Source organism: Mesorhizobium sp. B3-1-9 (assembly GCF_006439595.1).
Taxonomy (GTDB): domain Bacteria; phylum Pseudomonadota; class Alphaproteobacteria; order Rhizobiales; family Rhizobiaceae; genus Mesorhizobium.
Genome location: NZ_VFTJ01000006.1, coordinates 123,722 through 137,895 on the forward strand (window position 1 = coordinate 123,722; position 14,174 = coordinate 137,895).

At 63.9% G+C, this 14,174-nt stretch carries 16 protein-coding genes; 11 read left to right on the forward strand and 5 right to left on the reverse strand.

All coding sequences use genetic code 11. From position 1 onward, the window contains the following. Window positions 1–8: 8 nt before the first annotated feature. Both gyrA and FJW07_RS13180 read right to left on the reverse strand, forming a co-directional pair. Window positions 9–2,798: a DNA gyrase subunit A gene (gene gyrA / locus FJW07_RS13170; RefSeq protein WP_140856858.1), complete on the reverse strand. Its 2,790-nt coding sequence runs from the start codon at window positions 2,796–2,798 to the stop codon at window positions 9–11. Window positions 2,799–3,183: 385 nt separating this feature from the next. Further along, window positions 3,184–4,011, reverse strand: a complete 828-nt coding sequence (locus FJW07_RS13180) for an AraC family transcriptional regulator (protein WP_140856860.1) — start codon at window positions 4,009–4,011, stop codon at window positions 3,184–3,186. Between the two features lie 85 nt (window positions 4,012–4,096). Here FJW07_RS13180 and FJW07_RS13185 point away from each other — a divergent pair, with 85 nt between their 5' ends. The 3 genes from FJW07_RS13185 (at window position 4,097) to FJW07_RS13195 (ending at window position 5,759) form a co-directional block, all read left to right on the forward strand. Next, window positions 4,097–4,627 carry a hypothetical protein gene (locus FJW07_RS13185; RefSeq protein WP_140856862.1) on the forward strand — a complete coding sequence of 177 codons (531 nt, stop codon included), beginning with the start codon at window positions 4,097–4,099 and terminating at the stop codon, window positions 4,625–4,627. A gap of 32 nt (window positions 4,628–4,659) precedes the next feature. Continuing rightward, complete coding sequence (locus FJW07_RS13190; protein WP_140856864.1) at window positions 4,660–5,037, forward strand: VOC family protein; 378 nt, start codon at window positions 4,660–4,662, stop codon at window positions 5,035–5,037. A 92-nt stretch (window positions 5,038–5,129) separates the two neighbouring features. Continuing rightward, the gene (locus FJW07_RS13195; protein ID WP_140642873.1) at window positions 5,130–5,759 is read left to right on the forward strand and encodes a MarC family protein; all 630 of its coding nucleotides are present in this window, start codon (window positions 5,130–5,132) and stop codon (window positions 5,757–5,759) included. Between the two features lie 15 nt (window positions 5,760–5,774). Here the strand turns inward: FJW07_RS13195 and FJW07_RS13200 are convergent, their stop codons facing one another. The 3 genes from FJW07_RS13200 to FJW07_RS13210 are packed head-to-tail and all read right to left on the reverse strand — an operon-like array spanning window position 5,775 to window position 7,182. After that, window positions 5,775–6,200 carry an OsmC family protein gene (locus tag FJW07_RS13200; RefSeq protein WP_140856866.1) on the reverse strand — a complete coding sequence of 142 codons (426 nt, stop codon included), beginning with the start codon at window positions 6,198–6,200 and terminating at the stop codon, window positions 5,775–5,777. A 30-nt stretch (window positions 6,201–6,230) separates the two neighbouring features. Then, window positions 6,231–6,629, reverse strand: a complete 399-nt coding sequence (locus tag FJW07_RS13205; RefSeq protein WP_140856868.1) for a DUF2306 domain-containing protein — start codon at window positions 6,627–6,629, stop codon at window positions 6,231–6,233. A 34-nt stretch (window positions 6,630–6,663) separates the two neighbouring features. Continuing rightward, complete coding sequence (locus FJW07_RS13210) at window positions 6,664–7,182, reverse strand: single-stranded DNA-binding protein (protein WP_140642880.1); 519 nt, start codon at window positions 7,180–7,182, stop codon at window positions 6,664–6,666. A gap of 358 nt (window positions 7,183–7,540) precedes the next feature. Between FJW07_RS13210 and FJW07_RS13215 the strand changes: the two genes are divergently transcribed. The 8 genes from FJW07_RS13215 to FJW07_RS13250 all read left to right on the forward strand — a co-directional run bounded on the left by FJW07_RS13215 (window position 7,541) and on the right by FJW07_RS13250 (window position 14,150). Further along, window positions 7,541–7,756 (forward strand): cupin domain-containing protein, encoded by a 216-nt coding sequence (locus FJW07_RS13215; protein WP_348640182.1) that lies wholly within the window; start codon window positions 7,541–7,543, stop codon window positions 7,754–7,756. Between the two features lie 44 nt (window positions 7,757–7,800). Beyond that, window positions 7,801–8,115, forward strand: coding sequence for a metalloregulator ArsR/SmtB family transcription factor (locus FJW07_RS13220; protein WP_140856870.1), 315 nt, complete (start codon window positions 7,801–7,803; stop codon window positions 8,113–8,115). Then, entirely contained in the window at window positions 8,112–8,585 is a 474-nt protein-coding gene (locus tag FJW07_RS13225; RefSeq protein ID WP_140856872.1) for an SRPBCC domain-containing protein, read from the forward strand. Before FJW07_RS13220 ends, FJW07_RS13225 begins: the two co-directional genes overlap by 4 nt. A gap of 20 nt (window positions 8,586–8,605) precedes the next feature. Next, window positions 8,606–9,208: an ATP-dependent Clp protease proteolytic subunit gene (locus FJW07_RS13230; protein ID WP_140642887.1), complete on the forward strand. Its 603-nt coding sequence runs from the start codon at window positions 8,606–8,608 to the stop codon at window positions 9,206–9,208. A gap of 76 nt (window positions 9,209–9,284) precedes the next feature. Continuing rightward, window positions 9,285–9,566, forward strand: a complete 282-nt coding sequence (locus FJW07_RS13235; protein ID WP_140857155.1) for a hypothetical protein — start codon at window positions 9,285–9,287, stop codon at window positions 9,564–9,566. A 797-nt stretch (window positions 9,567–10,363) separates the two neighbouring features. Then, window positions 10,364–13,285: an excinuclease ABC subunit UvrA gene (gene uvrA / locus FJW07_RS13240; protein ID WP_140856874.1), complete on the forward strand. Its 2,922-nt coding sequence runs from the start codon at window positions 10,364–10,366 to the stop codon at window positions 13,283–13,285. Continuing rightward, a complete protein-coding gene (locus FJW07_RS13245; protein ID WP_181182621.1) occupies window positions 13,285–13,695 on the forward strand; it encodes a DUF302 domain-containing protein in 411 nt (136 codons plus the stop codon). Before uvrA ends, FJW07_RS13245 begins: the two co-directional genes overlap by 1 nt. After that, window positions 13,692–14,150: a GNAT family N-acetyltransferase gene (locus FJW07_RS13250; protein WP_140856878.1), complete on the forward strand. Its 459-nt coding sequence runs from the start codon at window positions 13,692–13,694 to the stop codon at window positions 14,148–14,150. Before FJW07_RS13245 ends, FJW07_RS13250 begins: the two co-directional genes overlap by 4 nt. Window positions 14,151–14,174: the final 24 nt, after the last annotated feature.

The following is a 14,174-nucleotide window of genomic DNA, read 5'->3' on the forward strand; positions in this document are numbered from 1 at the left end:
GCGAAAGCTTATTCGCTCCCGCCCATATCGTCGTCCGCTCCAGTCTCGCTCGAAGACACCTCCTCGACCTCATCGTCGGCCTGCGGCTCCGAAATCCGCTCCACCGACACGACCTTCTCGCCTTCGGCCGTATTGAAGATCGTCACGCCCTTGGTGGCCCGGCTGGCAAAGCGTATGCCGTTGACCGGCACGCGGATGACCGTGCCGCCATCCGAAACCAGCATGATCTGATCGTCATTGCCGACCGGGAAGGTCGCAACCAGCCGGCCGATCTCAGCTACCTTCGACACATCGGTGGCTCGGATGCCTTTGCCGCCGCGGCCCGTCAGCCGGAAATCGTAGGAAGACGAGCGCTTGCCGTAGCCATACTCGGTCACCGTCAGCACAAGTTTTTCATGCGCCCTGAGGAACTCGTAGCGCTCCTCGGAAAGCTCGGCTTCCTCGCCGATTTCCTCATTGGTGAGCACAATCTCCTCCTCCTCGGCCGCGCCGCCGGCGGCAAGCCGGCGCTCGGCCGCGGCGCGCTTCAGATAGGCGGCGCGCTCGGCGGGCGACGCATCGACATTCTCGATAATGGACATCGAGATGATGCGGTCGGTCTCGGCCATGGTTATGCCGCGCACGCCGACGGAATTGCGGCTCTGGAAGACACGCACATCGGAGACCGGGAAACGAATGCACTGGCCGGAATTCGCCGTCAGAAGCACATCGTCATTGTCGGTGCAGGTCTCGACGCCGAGGATCTCGTCGCCCTCTTCCTCCAGCTTCATGGCGATCTTGCCGTTGCGGTTGACCTGGACGAAGTCGGACAGCTTGTTGCGGCGCACGGTGCCGCGTGTGGTCGCGAACATCACGTCGAGCTCGCCCCAGCTGGTTTCGTCCTCCGGCAGCGGCATGATCGTCGTGATGCGCTCGCCCTGCTCGAGCGGCAGCATGTTGATCAGCGCCTTGCCGCGCGATTGCGGGTTGCCGATCGGCAGCCGCCAGACCTTTTCCTTGTAGACGATGCCGCGCGAGGAGAAGAACAGCACCGGCGTGTGCGTGTTGGCGACGAACAGGCGGGTGACGAAATCCTCTTCCTTGGTCGACATGCCGGAGCGGCCCTTGCCGCCGCGGCGCTGCGCCCGGTAGAGCGAGAGCGGCACACGCTTGATGTAGCCGGAATGGCTGACGGTGACGACCATGTCCTCGCGCTGGATCAGGTCCTCGTCTTCCATATCCGAACCGCCGTCGGTCAGCTCGGTACGGCGCGGTGTGCCGAACTCGTCACGGACCGCGACCAACTCATCCTTGACGATCTGCTGTATGCGCGCGCGCGACGACAAAATATCAAGGAAATCAACGATTTCAGCGCCGATCTGGTTCAATTCATCGGCGATCTCGTCGCGGCCGAGCGCGGTCAGGCGCTGCAGGCGCAGGTCAAGGATGGCGCGCGCCTGTTCCTCGGACAGATTATAGGTTCCATCCTCGTTGATGCGGTGGCGCGGATCGTCGATCAGCTGGATCAGCGGAGCGACGTCGTGTGACGGCCAGCGCCGCTCCATCAACTGCTCACGCGCCGTCTGCGGATCCGGCGCGGTGCGGATCAGCTTGATCACCTCGTCGATATTGGCCACGGCAATCGCCAGGCCGACCAACACATGCGCCCGCTCGCGCGCTTTCCGCAACAGATACTTCGTGCGGCGGCTGACGACTTCCTCGCGGAAGCCGACAAAGGCCTTCAGCATGTCGATCAGCGTCAGCACTTCCGGCTTGCCGCCGTTGAGCGCCACCACATTGGCGCCGAACGAGGTCTGCAGCGGCGTGAAGCGGTAGAGCTGGTTGAGGACGACGTCGGCCACGGCGTCGCGCTTCAACTCTACGACGACGCGGTAGCCCTGGCGGTCACTCTCGTCGCGGATGTCGGAAATGCCCTCGATGCGCTTGTCGCGCACCAGCTCGGCCATCTTCTCGATCATCGAGGCCTTGTTCACCTGATAAGGAATCTCGGTGACGACGATGGATTCGCGGTCATTGCCGCGTTGCTCGATCTCGACGCGACCGCGCATGACGATCGAGCCGCGGCCCGTCGAATAGGCGTTGTAGATGCCCGAACGGCCAAGCACGATGCCGCCGGTCGGGAAATCAGGACCGGGCACGATCTCCATCAGCGCCGTCAGGTCGATCGCCGGATTGTCGATGAGAGCGATGGCGCCGTTGCAGACCTCGACGAGATTGTGCGGTGGAATGTTGGTGGCCATGCCGACGGCGATGCCGCCGGAACCGTTGACCAGAAGGTTCGGGAAACGCGCCGGCAACACCTTGGGCTCGCTGCCGGAGGCGTCGTAAGTGTCCTGGAAATCGACGGTTTCCTTGTCGATGTCCTCCAAGAGCTCATGCGCGACCTTGGTGAGCCTGGACTCGGTGTAGCGCATCGCCGCCGGCGGATCGCCGTCGATCGAGCCGAAATTGCCCTGACCGTCGATCAGCGGCACGCGCAGCGACCAGTCCTGCGCCATGCGCACCAAAGCATCATAGATCGAAGCGTCGCCATGCGGATGGTATTTGCCCATCACGTCGGCGACCGGGCGGGCCGACTTCACATATTTGCGGTTCCAGTGGTAGCCGCTCTCATGCGAGGCGTAGAGGATGCGGCGATGCACGGGCTTGAGGCCGTCGCGCACGTCGGGCAGCGCGCGGCTGACGATCACGCTCATGGCGTAGTCGAGATAGGAGCGCTGCATCTCCTCGATGATCGAAATCGGCTCGATGCCGGTGGGGCCGCCGTCCGGCCCGCGCGGTGTCTTCTGGTCGGTCAAATCAGGTCACAATCCAGTCGGGAATCACTGCATGCTTATATAGGAAGCCTTGTCGAAACTCCAATGTCGGCCGGACTTTTCCAGAGACAATTTTGATGGTAATTTCAAATGGATACCGCTGATTGCGACGATATGGCCACAGTCGTTTTCGCCGTCGTGCGGCAAGGTCGGCGATGGATCGGGCAAAAACCGCAAGCGCAATGAACCTGGCCTCATGGTTGCCTTTGCGGGCGCTGAGCGGCCGGAGTGTCAGAGACCGTGAAGAACTTCGACAAGGCGATGAAGCAAGCGCTCGTTCTGGCCAAAGGTAAGGACGCGGATTACCTGCCGGGCTGGTGCGGCCCGACATCGGACTGACGATAAATCCGGCTGACAGCGACAGACCTCATCGGCCCGCGCGGCGGGCGCGATAGGCGCCGGGAGCTTTCCCCATCTCGCGCCGGAACCGGCGGTTGAAGGTCGACAGATCGTTGAAACCGGCGTCGAAAGCGATCGTCGAGATCGCGGCATTTGACGTGCGCAGTTGCACCGCGGCACGGTGCAACCTCGTCCTCAGCAGGAACTGGTAGGGCGTCATGCCGGCAACGTGCCGGAAAATGCGCAAGAAATGATACGGGCTGGTCGCCGTGCCGTCGGCAAGCTCGGTCAGCGACAGCGGCCGTTCGGCATTGAGCTCGATCAGCCGCACCGCCTCGGCAACGCGTTTCTGGTCGCGACGGCTGGGTATCCGGGTAGGTCCGGAGGAGCCTGTCGCAGCCGCGGCAACCGCGCCGGCCATGCGCAGGCCGAGTTCCTCGAACGCTCCGTCGTCACCGGTTTCTCGCGCCGCCTCCGCCTCGGCCAGTAGCGGCGCCAGCGCCGGCAAGGGCGGCAGGCGTGGATCGGCGAAGCCCAGTCGCTTCGCGCCCGGCAGTTCGGCCACGACGCGCTCCAGATAGGCCGGCGAGAAATGGAAGGAGAGGCAGCGGTCGCCGGCGCCGTGCTCATGCCCGCATTCGTAGCAGGCGCCCGGATTGCCGAGCAGGATGGCGCCCGGCGCCAGCATCGCCGTGCCTTGGCTCGTGCGATAGCGGAACGTGCCCCTGGTCACCGCGGCGACGCAGAAGCTCCGATGCTCTTCCTCGAACGGCCTGTCGCCGGCGACTGCCGTGCAGATCACGTCGGACACCTGCCAGCCATGTCCGCAAGCCAGAGTTTTCTGCGCGGCGGTCATGGCTGAAGGATAGCAATTTTTCCCAAGCGAAGAACCCAGGCATGCCGCTATTGCTCGCCCTCTCCTGACAAACAAGGCAGCAACAATGACCGATCCCTTTGCCGAGGCCCTGCACAGCGACGGCCCCAATCCGGATCTTGCCGAAAAACTGAAGCTCTATGGCCGCTTCATCGGCGCCTGGACCTTCGACGCCACACGCATCCTCGAGGATGGCACCACGCTCACCGGGCGCGGCGAGGTGCATTTCGGCTGGGTTCTCGAAGGCAGGGCCGTGCAGGACGTCTGGATCCTGCCCGCGCGCGACGCCGGCCCCTCGCCGTCGCTCGGGCCATGGACCTTCTACGGCACGACGTTGCGCGTCTACGATCCCGGTGCCGACGCCTGGCACATCTTCTGGAGCGATCCGCGCAGCCAGTATTACAGCCGGCAGCTCGGCCGCGCCGAGGACGACACCATCGTCCAGGTCGGCGCCGACGGCACCGGCGCGTCGGTGCGCTGGAGCTTTTCGCGTATCACCGGGAACTCGTTTCGCTGGCTCGGCGAACGCTCGCATGACCGCGGCGCGACCTGGCGCATGGAGGTGGAATTCCTAGCCCGCCGCACGACTCCAGCCTGAGCGATCAACCAATTGCAATCATGGAGGAAACAATGCTTGATCATGTCTCGATCGGTGTCCGCAACGCCGGCGCTTCGAAACGCTTCTACGATGCCGCGCTCGAGCCGCTCGGTTATTCCTGTCTCAGCCAGTCGCCCGGTTCCCTCGGTTACGGCGCCCAAGCGGTCCAGCTTTGGGTGAATGACGCCGGGCGGCCGGTTCCGGCCGAAGCGGAGTCTGGCCTGCATTTCTGTTTCTCAGCGCCGACGCGCGCCAGCGTCGACGCCTTTCACGCCGCGGCATTGCATGAAGGCGGCAAGGACAACGGCGCGCCCGGGCTCCGGGCGGCCTATGGGGACAACTACTACGCCGCCTTCGTTATCGACCCGGACGGCTACCGGCTGGAAGCCTTTTGCGGCAGGCCCGAATAGCCGGCTGTTTCCCCTTCCGCGCTGTTTCCAGCGCCCGGGCTTGCTCTACCAATTGCAGAGTCTGGGCTTCGCCCGGCGGGAGGGGACCAGCGATGCCGAGTTTCGACAGCCTGTTCAACGCCTTCGTCACCATCCTGGTGACCATCGACCCGCCGGGGCTGGCGCCGCTCTTCCTCGCCGTGACGCGGGGCATGAACCGCGAGGAGCGTCAGCAGGTCTCGGTGCGCGCTTCGGTCATCGGCTTCCTGGTCATGGCGCTGTTCGCGATCGCCGGCGCCTCGATCCTGTCGGTGTTCGGCATCACGCTGCCGGCCTTCCGCGTCGCCGGCGGTTTTCTCTTGTTCTTCATCGCCTTCGAGATGGTTTTCGAGCGCCGCCAGGACCGCAAGGAGAAAATCGGCGACGTCGCCATCACCAAGGACATGATCCACAACATCGCCGCCTTCCCACTGGCGATCCCGCTGATCGCCGGCCCCGGCGCCATTTCGGCAACCGTGCTCTTGTCGGGACATTTCGAGGGCTTTGCCGCCCAGGCAGCGCTGGTCAGCATCATCTTCCTCTGCCTCGTCATCACTTATCTGGTGTTCGTGCTGTCGGAACGCATCGACCGCATCCTCGGCCAGACCGGCCGCTCGATCCTGACCAGGCTCCTGGGCGTGATCCTCGCGGCGCTCGCCGTACAGTTCGTGGCCGACGGCGTCAGGGCGCTGATGGCCGCTTGAGCAGTACCCTACTGCCTACTGCTCCGTCGTCTCAACCACCTCGAAATCATGCGTGATGGTCGCCGTCTTGGCCATCATGGCGCTGGCCGAGCAGTATTTCTCGATCGACAGGTCGATCGCGCGTTTCACCTTGTCGTGCGACAGGGCACGGCCCTTGACGATGAAATGCATGTGGATGCGCGTGAACACTTTTGGATCGGCCTCGGCCCGGTCGGCGTCGAGCTCGACCACGCAATCCTCGACCGCCTCGCGTCCTTTCTCGAGGATGTGCACGACGTCATAGGCCGAGCAGCCGCCGGTACCGATCAGCACCAGTTCCATCGGGCTCGGTCCGGGTGTCCGGCCTTCCGGCCGGTTCGCCGTGCCCAGCACGACCTTGTGGCCGCTGCCGGATTCGCCGACGAAGGTGCGTTCCTCGACCCATTTGATGCGTGCTTTCACGTTGATCTTCCTTACGAGTTTCCTGTCGCCCTACTGGCCGAACGCGACGGCGTGCATGATCCGGCCGGGCAGCAGCGTGAAGATGCCGGCGCCGACCAGCGCGAACAGATAGAGCTTGATCATGGCGCCGCGATGCGCGGTTACCTTATGCGTGTGCGCATACCAAGCCGCCAGCGGCACGGTGACCAGCACCAGGATCGACAACAGATGGATCGGACTGAACGGGCCGATGAGCCGGATTTGCTGGATCCAGAAACTGGATATGGCGATGACCAGCATCAGCGTCACCCAGGCATAACCCATCACCCGGTGCCGCGTATTGCCCTTGGGCAGCGCCAACTGGGCGCCACCCACGGCGAGCGCGGCGAAGGCCGCGAATGCATGCCATGGAATGGGAGGAGGCGCCGACAGAAGCGGTCCGAGCGACATCGCGCCTTCCCTTCAGACGACCGTTTCGAGACGCTTAGAACGGGATCTCGTCGTCCAGCTCGCGCGACGAGCCGCCGCCACCGCCGCCCCTGGAACCGCCGCCGCCGCCACGGCCTTCATTCGGACCGGACTGGCCGAAATCCGAGCCACGGCTGCTGCCGCCGCCGGAATAGTTGCCGACCTGGCCGCCGCCGCCCTCGCCGCGCGCGTCGAGCATTTGCAACTCGCCCCGGAATTTCTGCAGCACGACCTCGGTCGTGTATTTGTCGGCACCGGTCTGGTCTTGCCATTTGCGGGTTTGCAGCTGGCCCTCGACATAGACCTTCATGCCCTTCTTCAGATACTGCTCGGCCACCTTGGCGAGCTGGTCGTTGAAAATGACGACGTTATGCCACTCGGTCTTTTCCTTACGCTCGCCCGAGTTCTTGTCGCGCCAGCTTTCCGACGTGGCGATGCGAATGTTGACGACCGGATCACCGGAATTCAGGCGGCGGATTTCAGGATCCGCTCCGAGATTGCCGACCAGAATGACCTTGTTGACGCTACCCGCCATCTTACTTCTCCGCGCTCATCCGAAACAAATTTTAAGTCGCTCACCTTACAGCCTGCGGGTCGCCGCCGCCCGCACAGGCTGGCTTTTCCCACAAGGTTTTTGTTCTCTTTTCGTTCTAGTCCTGGCCGCAGCCTCTGTCAAGGAATGTCAGCAACAGGTAGTATTCCTGCGCAGGAAACAAGGGGGACATCGGAATGGACATTGTTTCGCATGAGGATCAGCCGCGCGAAACGTGGCGAGCCGGAGTCGAAACCCGCATGCATGTTGCCGCCGTCAATGGCGCGACGGCCTTTGTATATTCGAGCAGTGGGTCGGATCAGGTACCGGCGCGCCGACGCACGCGCACACGGTCGAGGAAGTGCTGACGGTGATTGCCGGCGAAGCCGAAATGTGGATCGACGACCGACGCGCCATGCTCACGGCCGGGCACTCGCTGATCATTCCCGCGCACTGCAAACATGGCTTTCGAAACGTCGGTTCCGGCACGCTTCACATCCAAGCCGTGCTCGCATCGCCGGTGTTCGAGGCAAACTTCGACGGAGCCGCGGCGCCGGTGAGACGCTGGACATCTTAAAACAACACTTGCCAAATCAATAAGTACCGACTTATGCTTTCGCCATGATCGAAGCAGAGATTTTCCGCGCCCTGGCCGACCCGACGCGACGCGCCGTCTACGAGCGGCTGGCGGCCGGCGAGATGAGCGTGAGCGAACTGCGCACCGGGATGAGCGTGTCGCAGCCGGCGGTCTCGCAGCACCTTGCCGTGCTGCGCGGCGCCGGCCTAGTGGTCGAGCGGCGCGCCGGCCGCAACGCCTATTACCGCGCCGATCCGCAAGGGCTCGACCCGCTGCTCGGCTGGATCGAACGCTACCGCGCCTTCTGGCCGGAACGCATCGAGAAGTTGAAGACCGCTCTGAAGGGAATGGACCAATGACCAAAGCAGGGAACCCGACAGCGGCCGAGGCGCCGCTCAGCTTCGAATGCGACCTCCCCGAGCCGCCGGAAAAAGTCTGGCGGGCACTGACCGAGCCGGAGCTGCTCGCCGCCTGGATGATGCCGAACGACATGAAGGCGGAAGCAGGCAGCCGCTTCGCTTTTGCCGGCCCGGATGCGCCGATCGAATGCGAGGTGCTCGAGGCCGAGCCCGGCAGGCTGCTGCGCTATTCCTGGCGCGAGCGGCCTGGCGCGGACGATGGCGAACTCCCGGCCTTCGACAGCATCGTCACCTTCACGCTGGCGCGCACCGCTTCCGGCGGCACGCATCTCAGCATCGTCCATGACGGCTTCGCGCAGGCAGCGCAGCCTCTCGTCGCCATCTCGGGCGCCGGCTGCGGTCTTTCGCTCGATGCGCGCAAAAATCCAATCGCCGCCAATACGCCCCGCATGATGCTGCGCGCGGCCTGATCAGATCGAGGAGAAAAGCGATGAGCATTGCCAATCTGGTGCCGATGGTGATCGAGCAGTCGAGCCGCGGCGAACGCGCCTTCGACATATTTTCGCGGCTGCTGCGCGAGCGCATCGTCTTCATCAACGGGGAAATCAACGACAGCGTCTCGGCGCTGGTCTGCGCGCAGCTCCTGTCGCTGGAATCCGATCATCCCGACAAGGAGATCTCCATCTACATCAACTCGCCCGGCGGCATGGTGACCAGCGGCTTCGCCATCTACGACACCATGCAATACATCTCCTGCCCGGTGTCGACGGTGTGCATGGGTTTTGCCGCCTCGATGGGCTCCTTCCTTTTGATGGCCGGCAACCCGGGACGGCGCATCGCGCTGCCCAACACCCGCATCGTGCTGCATCAGCCGCTTGGCGGCTTCCAGGGCCAGGCTTCCGACATCCAGCGCCATGCCGAGGACATCGTGCGCACCAAGCAGCATATGACCGAGCTCTACGCCAAGCATTGCGGCCGGACCTATGAGGAGGTCGAGCGCACCCTCGACCGCGACTATTTCATGAGCGCCGCGGAAGCGAAGGACTGGGGTCTCGTCGACCACGTCTACGACACGCGCAAGAAAGCTGCCTGATATCGCGGGCCGGACGCGCGGCAAATTGATCGCCCTGCGTCTGGCTTCGCTCCAGCCGCGCCTCTATAGTTCGGGCATGCCCAAGCTGTTGCAAACCAGACATTTGTGCGTTGCCGCCGCCGCGCTTGCCGGCGCGCTGACGGCCGGTGCCGCGGTTGCCGACGACAGCTCATCGCAGAAGCTGCCCGGCGTCAGCGGCGACTACCGTATCGCCAAGCCGGCGCCGCGACCGGAACCCGACGACGCCCTGCCGGCCGGCAACGACGGCTCGTTCAGGATCGGCAACACCGATGTCAGGATCGGCGGCGGCATAACTATCGATATGGCCACGGGCGGCATGAAGCTGCCGAACCACTGAGCGTCCTGCCCCGGAAATTTGTCGGATTGGGTGGTGCCCTCAGCACAGTCGGCGCCTGTGGCGGTGCAGGCCAAAGAACGTAAGAGCAAAAAATGTAAGCCCCATCCCTGCTGTGCAGATGGATGGGGCTTCATGGATCTGAAATCCAACTTTAGCCGGGAGTGGACTGCCGGCGTTCTGTTTCGGATGCAACGCGGCGTTCAACCGACGATCCGACTATCGTCTCTAATTGTAGGGAATCGGCAAGTCACGGTTTGTCGGGCTGGCGTTTCAAGTCTGCCCTGGCACTTATGCCCGCCGCGGCTCCATCTCCGTGTGGAGCCTCAAGGGACTGTCCGGTGGCGTCATGCTCCGCTCCTGGGTCCGTTGCGACAATGTCGTTCGAAGCGCTAATCGCTATCGCCTGCGGCGTCTCGCAGGCCGCCAGTTGGGCGGCGAGGCCATCGAAAGACGGCCGGCTTCGTTGACGCTTTCGAGACTGCTCCCCCCAGTCCGACACGTCAACCGTTGAATAGCCGGTTACCGAAAAATGTGATCGGGGAGGTTACGTCCAGGTAAGTCGAGCGCCTTCGTGAACCGGTTCGGACGCGGCGCAGGCGCTCTCTGTTTCCACAGTTTTGTCAGGAGCGTGTTCGGCCTTTGTTCTTTCCGCTTGCCCGCTCGCGCGAAAGGCGGTTAAACGCTTGTTGTCGAGATGTGTGGCGTCACTCGACTTGGCGGCGAAACCACCTACATAAGGGATGGCCGGGGAAAACCCGCCAATCCACCACATTCCAGACTTGAGGCGGCGACCGGCGATGGCCGACCATAAATACCTTTCCATTCGCGGGGCGCGCGAACACAATCTCAAGAACGTCGATCTCGACCTGCCGCGCGACAGCCTGATCGTGATGACCGGACTGTCGGGCTCCGGCAAGTCGTCGCTCGCCTTCGACACCATCTATGCCGAGGGCCAGCGCCGCTATGTCGAAAGCCTTTCGGCCTATGCCCGCCAGTTCCTGGAGATGATGCAGAAGCCGGACGTCGACCAGATCGACGGCCTGTCACCCGCCATCTCGATCGAGCAGAAGACCACCTCGAAGAATCCTCGCTCGACGGTCGGCACGGTCACCGAAATCTACGACTACATGCGCCTGCTGTTCGCGCGTGTCGGCATTCCCTATTCGCCGGCCACCGGCCTGCCGATCGAGAGCCAGACGGTCAGCCAGATGGTCGACCGGGTGCTCGCGCTCGACGAAGGCACGCGCCTGTTCCTGCTGGCGCCCATCGTGCGTGGCCGCAAGGGCGAGTACCGCAAGGAACTGCTTGAGCTGCAGAAGAAGGGCTTCCAGCGCGTCAAGGTGGACGGCGTCTTCTACGAGATCGCCGACGTGCCGGCGTTGGACAAGAAGTACAAGCACGACATCGACGTCGTCGTCGACCGCATCGTCGTGCGCGGCGATCTGGCAACCCGGCTTGCGGATTCGATGGAGACCGCGCTGAAGCTTGCCGAGGGCCTTGCCGTGGCCGAGTTCGCCGACCGGCCGCTCGACGCCAGCCTGACCGGCGAGGATTCCGTCAACAAGTCGAAGAACGAGACGCATGAGCGCATCCTGTTCTCGGAGAAGTTTGCCTGTCCGGTGTCCGGCTTCACCATTCCGGAGATCGAGCCGAGGCTGTTCTCGTTCAACAACCCGTTCGGCGCCTGCCCGACCTGCGATGGCCTCGGCAGCCAGCGCGCCATCGATCCCAACCTCGTGGTCCCGGACGAGAACGTTTCATTGCGCAACGGCGCCATCAGCCCGTGGGCGAAGTCGACCTCGCCTTACTATGCGCAGACGCTGGAAGCGCTGGGCAAGGCTTATGGCTTCAAGCTCGGCGACAAGTTCAAGGACCTCAGCGCGGAGGCGCAGGACGCGGTGCTGCGCGGCACGGGCGAGCGTGAGATCACCTTCCAGTATGACGACGGGCTGCGCTCCTATAAGACGACCAAGACTTTCGAGGGCGTCATCCCCAATCTCGACCGGCGCTGGAAGGAAACGGAATCGGCCTGGATGCGCGAGGAGATCGAGCGCTTCATGTCGGCCACCCCCTGCCCGGCCTGCAACGGCTACCGGCTGAAGCCGGAAGCGCTGGCGGTGAAGATCGGCGGCAAACATATCGGCGAGGTCACGGAGCAGTCGATCCGCAAGGCCGATCAATGGTTCACCGACCTGCCGGCGCAGCTCAACGACAAGCAGAACGAGATCGCGGTGCGCGTGCTCAAGGAGATCCGCGAGCGGCTGCGCTTCCTCAACGATGTCGGCCTCGACTATCTGACGCTGTCGCGCAACTCCGGCACGCTGTCGGGCGGCGAGAGCCAGCGCATCCGGCTGGCCTCGCAGATCGGCTCCGGCCTGACAGGCGTGCTCTATGTGCTGGACGAGCCGTCGATCGGCCTGCACCAGCGCGACAATTCACGCTTGCTCGAAACGCTCAAGCATCTGCGCGATATCGGCAATACGGTGATCGTGGTCGAGCATGACGAGGACGCCATCCTGCATGCCGACTACGTCGTGGACATGGGCCCCGCCGCCGGCATCCATGGCGGCGAGATCATCGCTCAGGGAACGCCGCAGCAGGTGATGGCCAATCCCAATTCGATCACCGGCAAATATCTGTCGGGTGCGCTCGAAGTGGCGACGCCTGGCGTGCGGCGCGAGGCGAAGAAAAACCGGCGCATCAAGGTTGTCGGCGCGCGCGGCAACAATCTGAAGAATGTGACGGCGGAAATCCCGCTCGGCACCTTCACCGCGGTCACCGGCGTGTCGGGCGGCGGCAAGTCGACCTTCCTGATCGAGACCCTGTTCAAGGCGGCCTCGCGCCGCATCATGGGCTCGCGCGAGCATCCGGCCGAGCATGACCGCATCGAGGGGCTGGAATTCCTCGACAAGGTCATCGACATCGACCAGTCGCCGATTGGCCGTACGCCGCGCAGCAATCCCGCCACCTATACCGGCGCCTTCACGCCAATCCGCGACTGGTTCGCAGGCCTTCCGGAAGCCAAGGCGCGCGGCTACCAGCCGGGCCGCTTCTCCTTCAACGTCAAGGGCGGCCGCTGCGAGGCCTGCCAGGGCGACGGCGTCATCAAGATCGAGATGCACTTCCTGCCCGACGTCTACGTCACTTGCGACGTCTGCCACGGCAAGCGCTACAACCGCGAGACGCTGGACGTCCTATTCAAGGGCAAGTCGATCGCCGACGTGCTCGACATGACGGTCGAGGAAGGCGTCGACTTCTTCTCGGCGGTGCCGGGCGTGCGCGACAAGCTGGAGACACTGAAGCAGGTCGGCCTCGGCTACATCCACATCGGCCAGCAGGCGACGACGCTGTCGGGCGGCGAGGCGCAACGCATCAAGCTCGCCAAGGAATTGTCGCGCAAGGCGACCGGCAAGACGCTCTACATCCTCGACGAGCCGACCACCGGCCTGCACTTCCACGACGTCGCCAAGCTGCTCGAAGTGCTGCACGAATTGGTCGACCAGGGCAACACGGTGGTGGTGATCGAGCACAATCTTGAGGTGATCAAGACCGCCGACTGGGTGCTCGACCTCGGCCCCGAAGGCGGCGACGGCGGCGGCGAGCTTGTGGCGTCGGGCACCCCGGAAGCGATCGTGCGCGAAAAGCGCAGCTACACCGGCCAGTTCCTGAAGGAGCTTCTGGAGCGCCGCCCCGGAGGCAAGCGCGAAGCGGCCGAGTGATGACGAACAACGGTCTCGTCTCCGTCGAAAGCCGCTTCGGCGTCACAGAGACGATCGATAGGCTCGTTGAAACCATCACGCTCGCCGGATTGCGCGTCTTCGCACGGATCGACCATGCCGCCGGCGCGCATGAGATCGGTGCGCCGCTGCGTCCAACCGAATTGCTGATTTTCGGCCATTCCAAAGGCGGCACGCCGTTGATGCAGGACAAGCAAATAGCCGGCATCGACCTGCCGATCAAGGCGCTGGCCTGGGAGGACGAGCAGGGCACTGTCTGGCTGTCCTACAACGACGCGCAGTGGCTGGCGGAGCGCCATGGCCTCGGCGACGCCAGCCGCGACGCCGTTGCGACGATTGCGGCAAGCATGAAAAAGGTTGTCGCGGCCGCTGCCGGAGTGGACCAATCATGAGACTGGCTCGCCCCGACGATCTCGCCGCCGTCGTCGCGCTAACCGCCGAAGCCTATGCGCCTTACACGCTCATCTTCGGCGGACCGCCGGTCCCGGTCACCGAGGATTATGCGCCGCGCATCGAGCGCGGCGAGGTCTGGCTGCTGGAAGAAGGCTCACAGCTCGCCGGATTGATCGTCATCGAGCGTCATCCCGACCACGCCATGATCTTCAGCGTCGCCGTCGCGCCGGCTTTCCAGGGCCGGAAGCTCGGCATTGCACTATTGGCCTTCGCCGACGAGCAAGCGCGGTCATGGGGCGTGCCGGAGGTGCGGCTCTATACCAATTCGCGCATGGAGCGGAACATCGCGCTCTATGCGGCCTACGGCTATCGCGAAACGGGTCGCCGGCCCAACCCGTACCGATCAGGATGGATCCTGGTCGATATGGCTAAGCCGGTCGACCGAGCGGCCTGATCGCATTTCAACGGAGGAGGAAGA

Bases quoted from the DNA above. Each gene is read 5' to 3' on its own strand.
- FJW07_RS13185 (WP_140856862.1), top strand. From the start codon at position 4,097: ATGACCGATCCCTTTGCCGAGGCCCTGCACAGCGACGGCCCCAATCCG.
- FJW07_RS13230 (WP_140642887.1), top strand. From the start codon at position 8,606: ATGAGCATTGCCAATCTGGTGCCGATGGTGATCGAGCAGTCGAGCCGC.
- FJW07_RS13225 (WP_140856872.1), top strand. From the start codon at position 8,112: ATGACCAAAGCAGGGAACCCGACAGCGGCCGAGGCGCCGCTCAGCTTC.
- FJW07_RS13245 (WP_181182621.1), top strand. From the start codon at position 13,285: ATGACGAACAACGGTCTCGTCTCCGTCGAAAGCCGCTTCGGCGTCACA.
- FJW07_RS13190 (WP_140856864.1), top strand. From the start codon at position 4,660: ATGCTTGATCATGTCTCGATCGGTGTCCGCAACGCCGGCGCTTCGAAA.
- FJW07_RS13195 (WP_140642873.1), top strand. From the start codon at position 5,130: ATGCCGAGTTTCGACAGCCTGTTCAACGCCTTCGTCACCATCCTGGTG.
- FJW07_RS13250 (WP_140856878.1), top strand. From the start codon at position 13,692: ATGAGACTGGCTCGCCCCGACGATCTCGCCGCCGTCGTCGCGCTAACC.
- FJW07_RS13210 (WP_140642880.1), bottom strand. From the start codon at position 7,182: ATGGCGGGTAGCGTCAACAAGGTCATTCTGGTCGGCAATCTCGGAGCG.
- FJW07_RS13235 (WP_140857155.1), top strand. From the start codon at position 9,285: ATGCCCAAGCTGTTGCAAACCAGACATTTGTGCGTTGCCGCCGCCGCG.
- FJW07_RS13220 (WP_140856870.1), top strand. From the start codon at position 7,801: ATGATCGAAGCAGAGATTTTCCGCGCCCTGGCCGACCCGACGCGACGC.
- FJW07_RS13180 (WP_140856860.1), bottom strand. From the start codon at position 4,011: ATGACCGCCGCGCAGAAAACTCTGGCTTGCGGACATGGCTGGCAGGTG.
- FJW07_RS13205 (WP_140856868.1), bottom strand. From the start codon at position 6,629: ATGTCGCTCGGACCGCTTCTGTCGGCGCCTCCTCCCATTCCATGGCAT.
- uvrA (WP_140856874.1), top strand. From the start codon at position 10,364: ATGGCCGACCATAAATACCTTTCCATTCGCGGGGCGCGCGAACACAAT.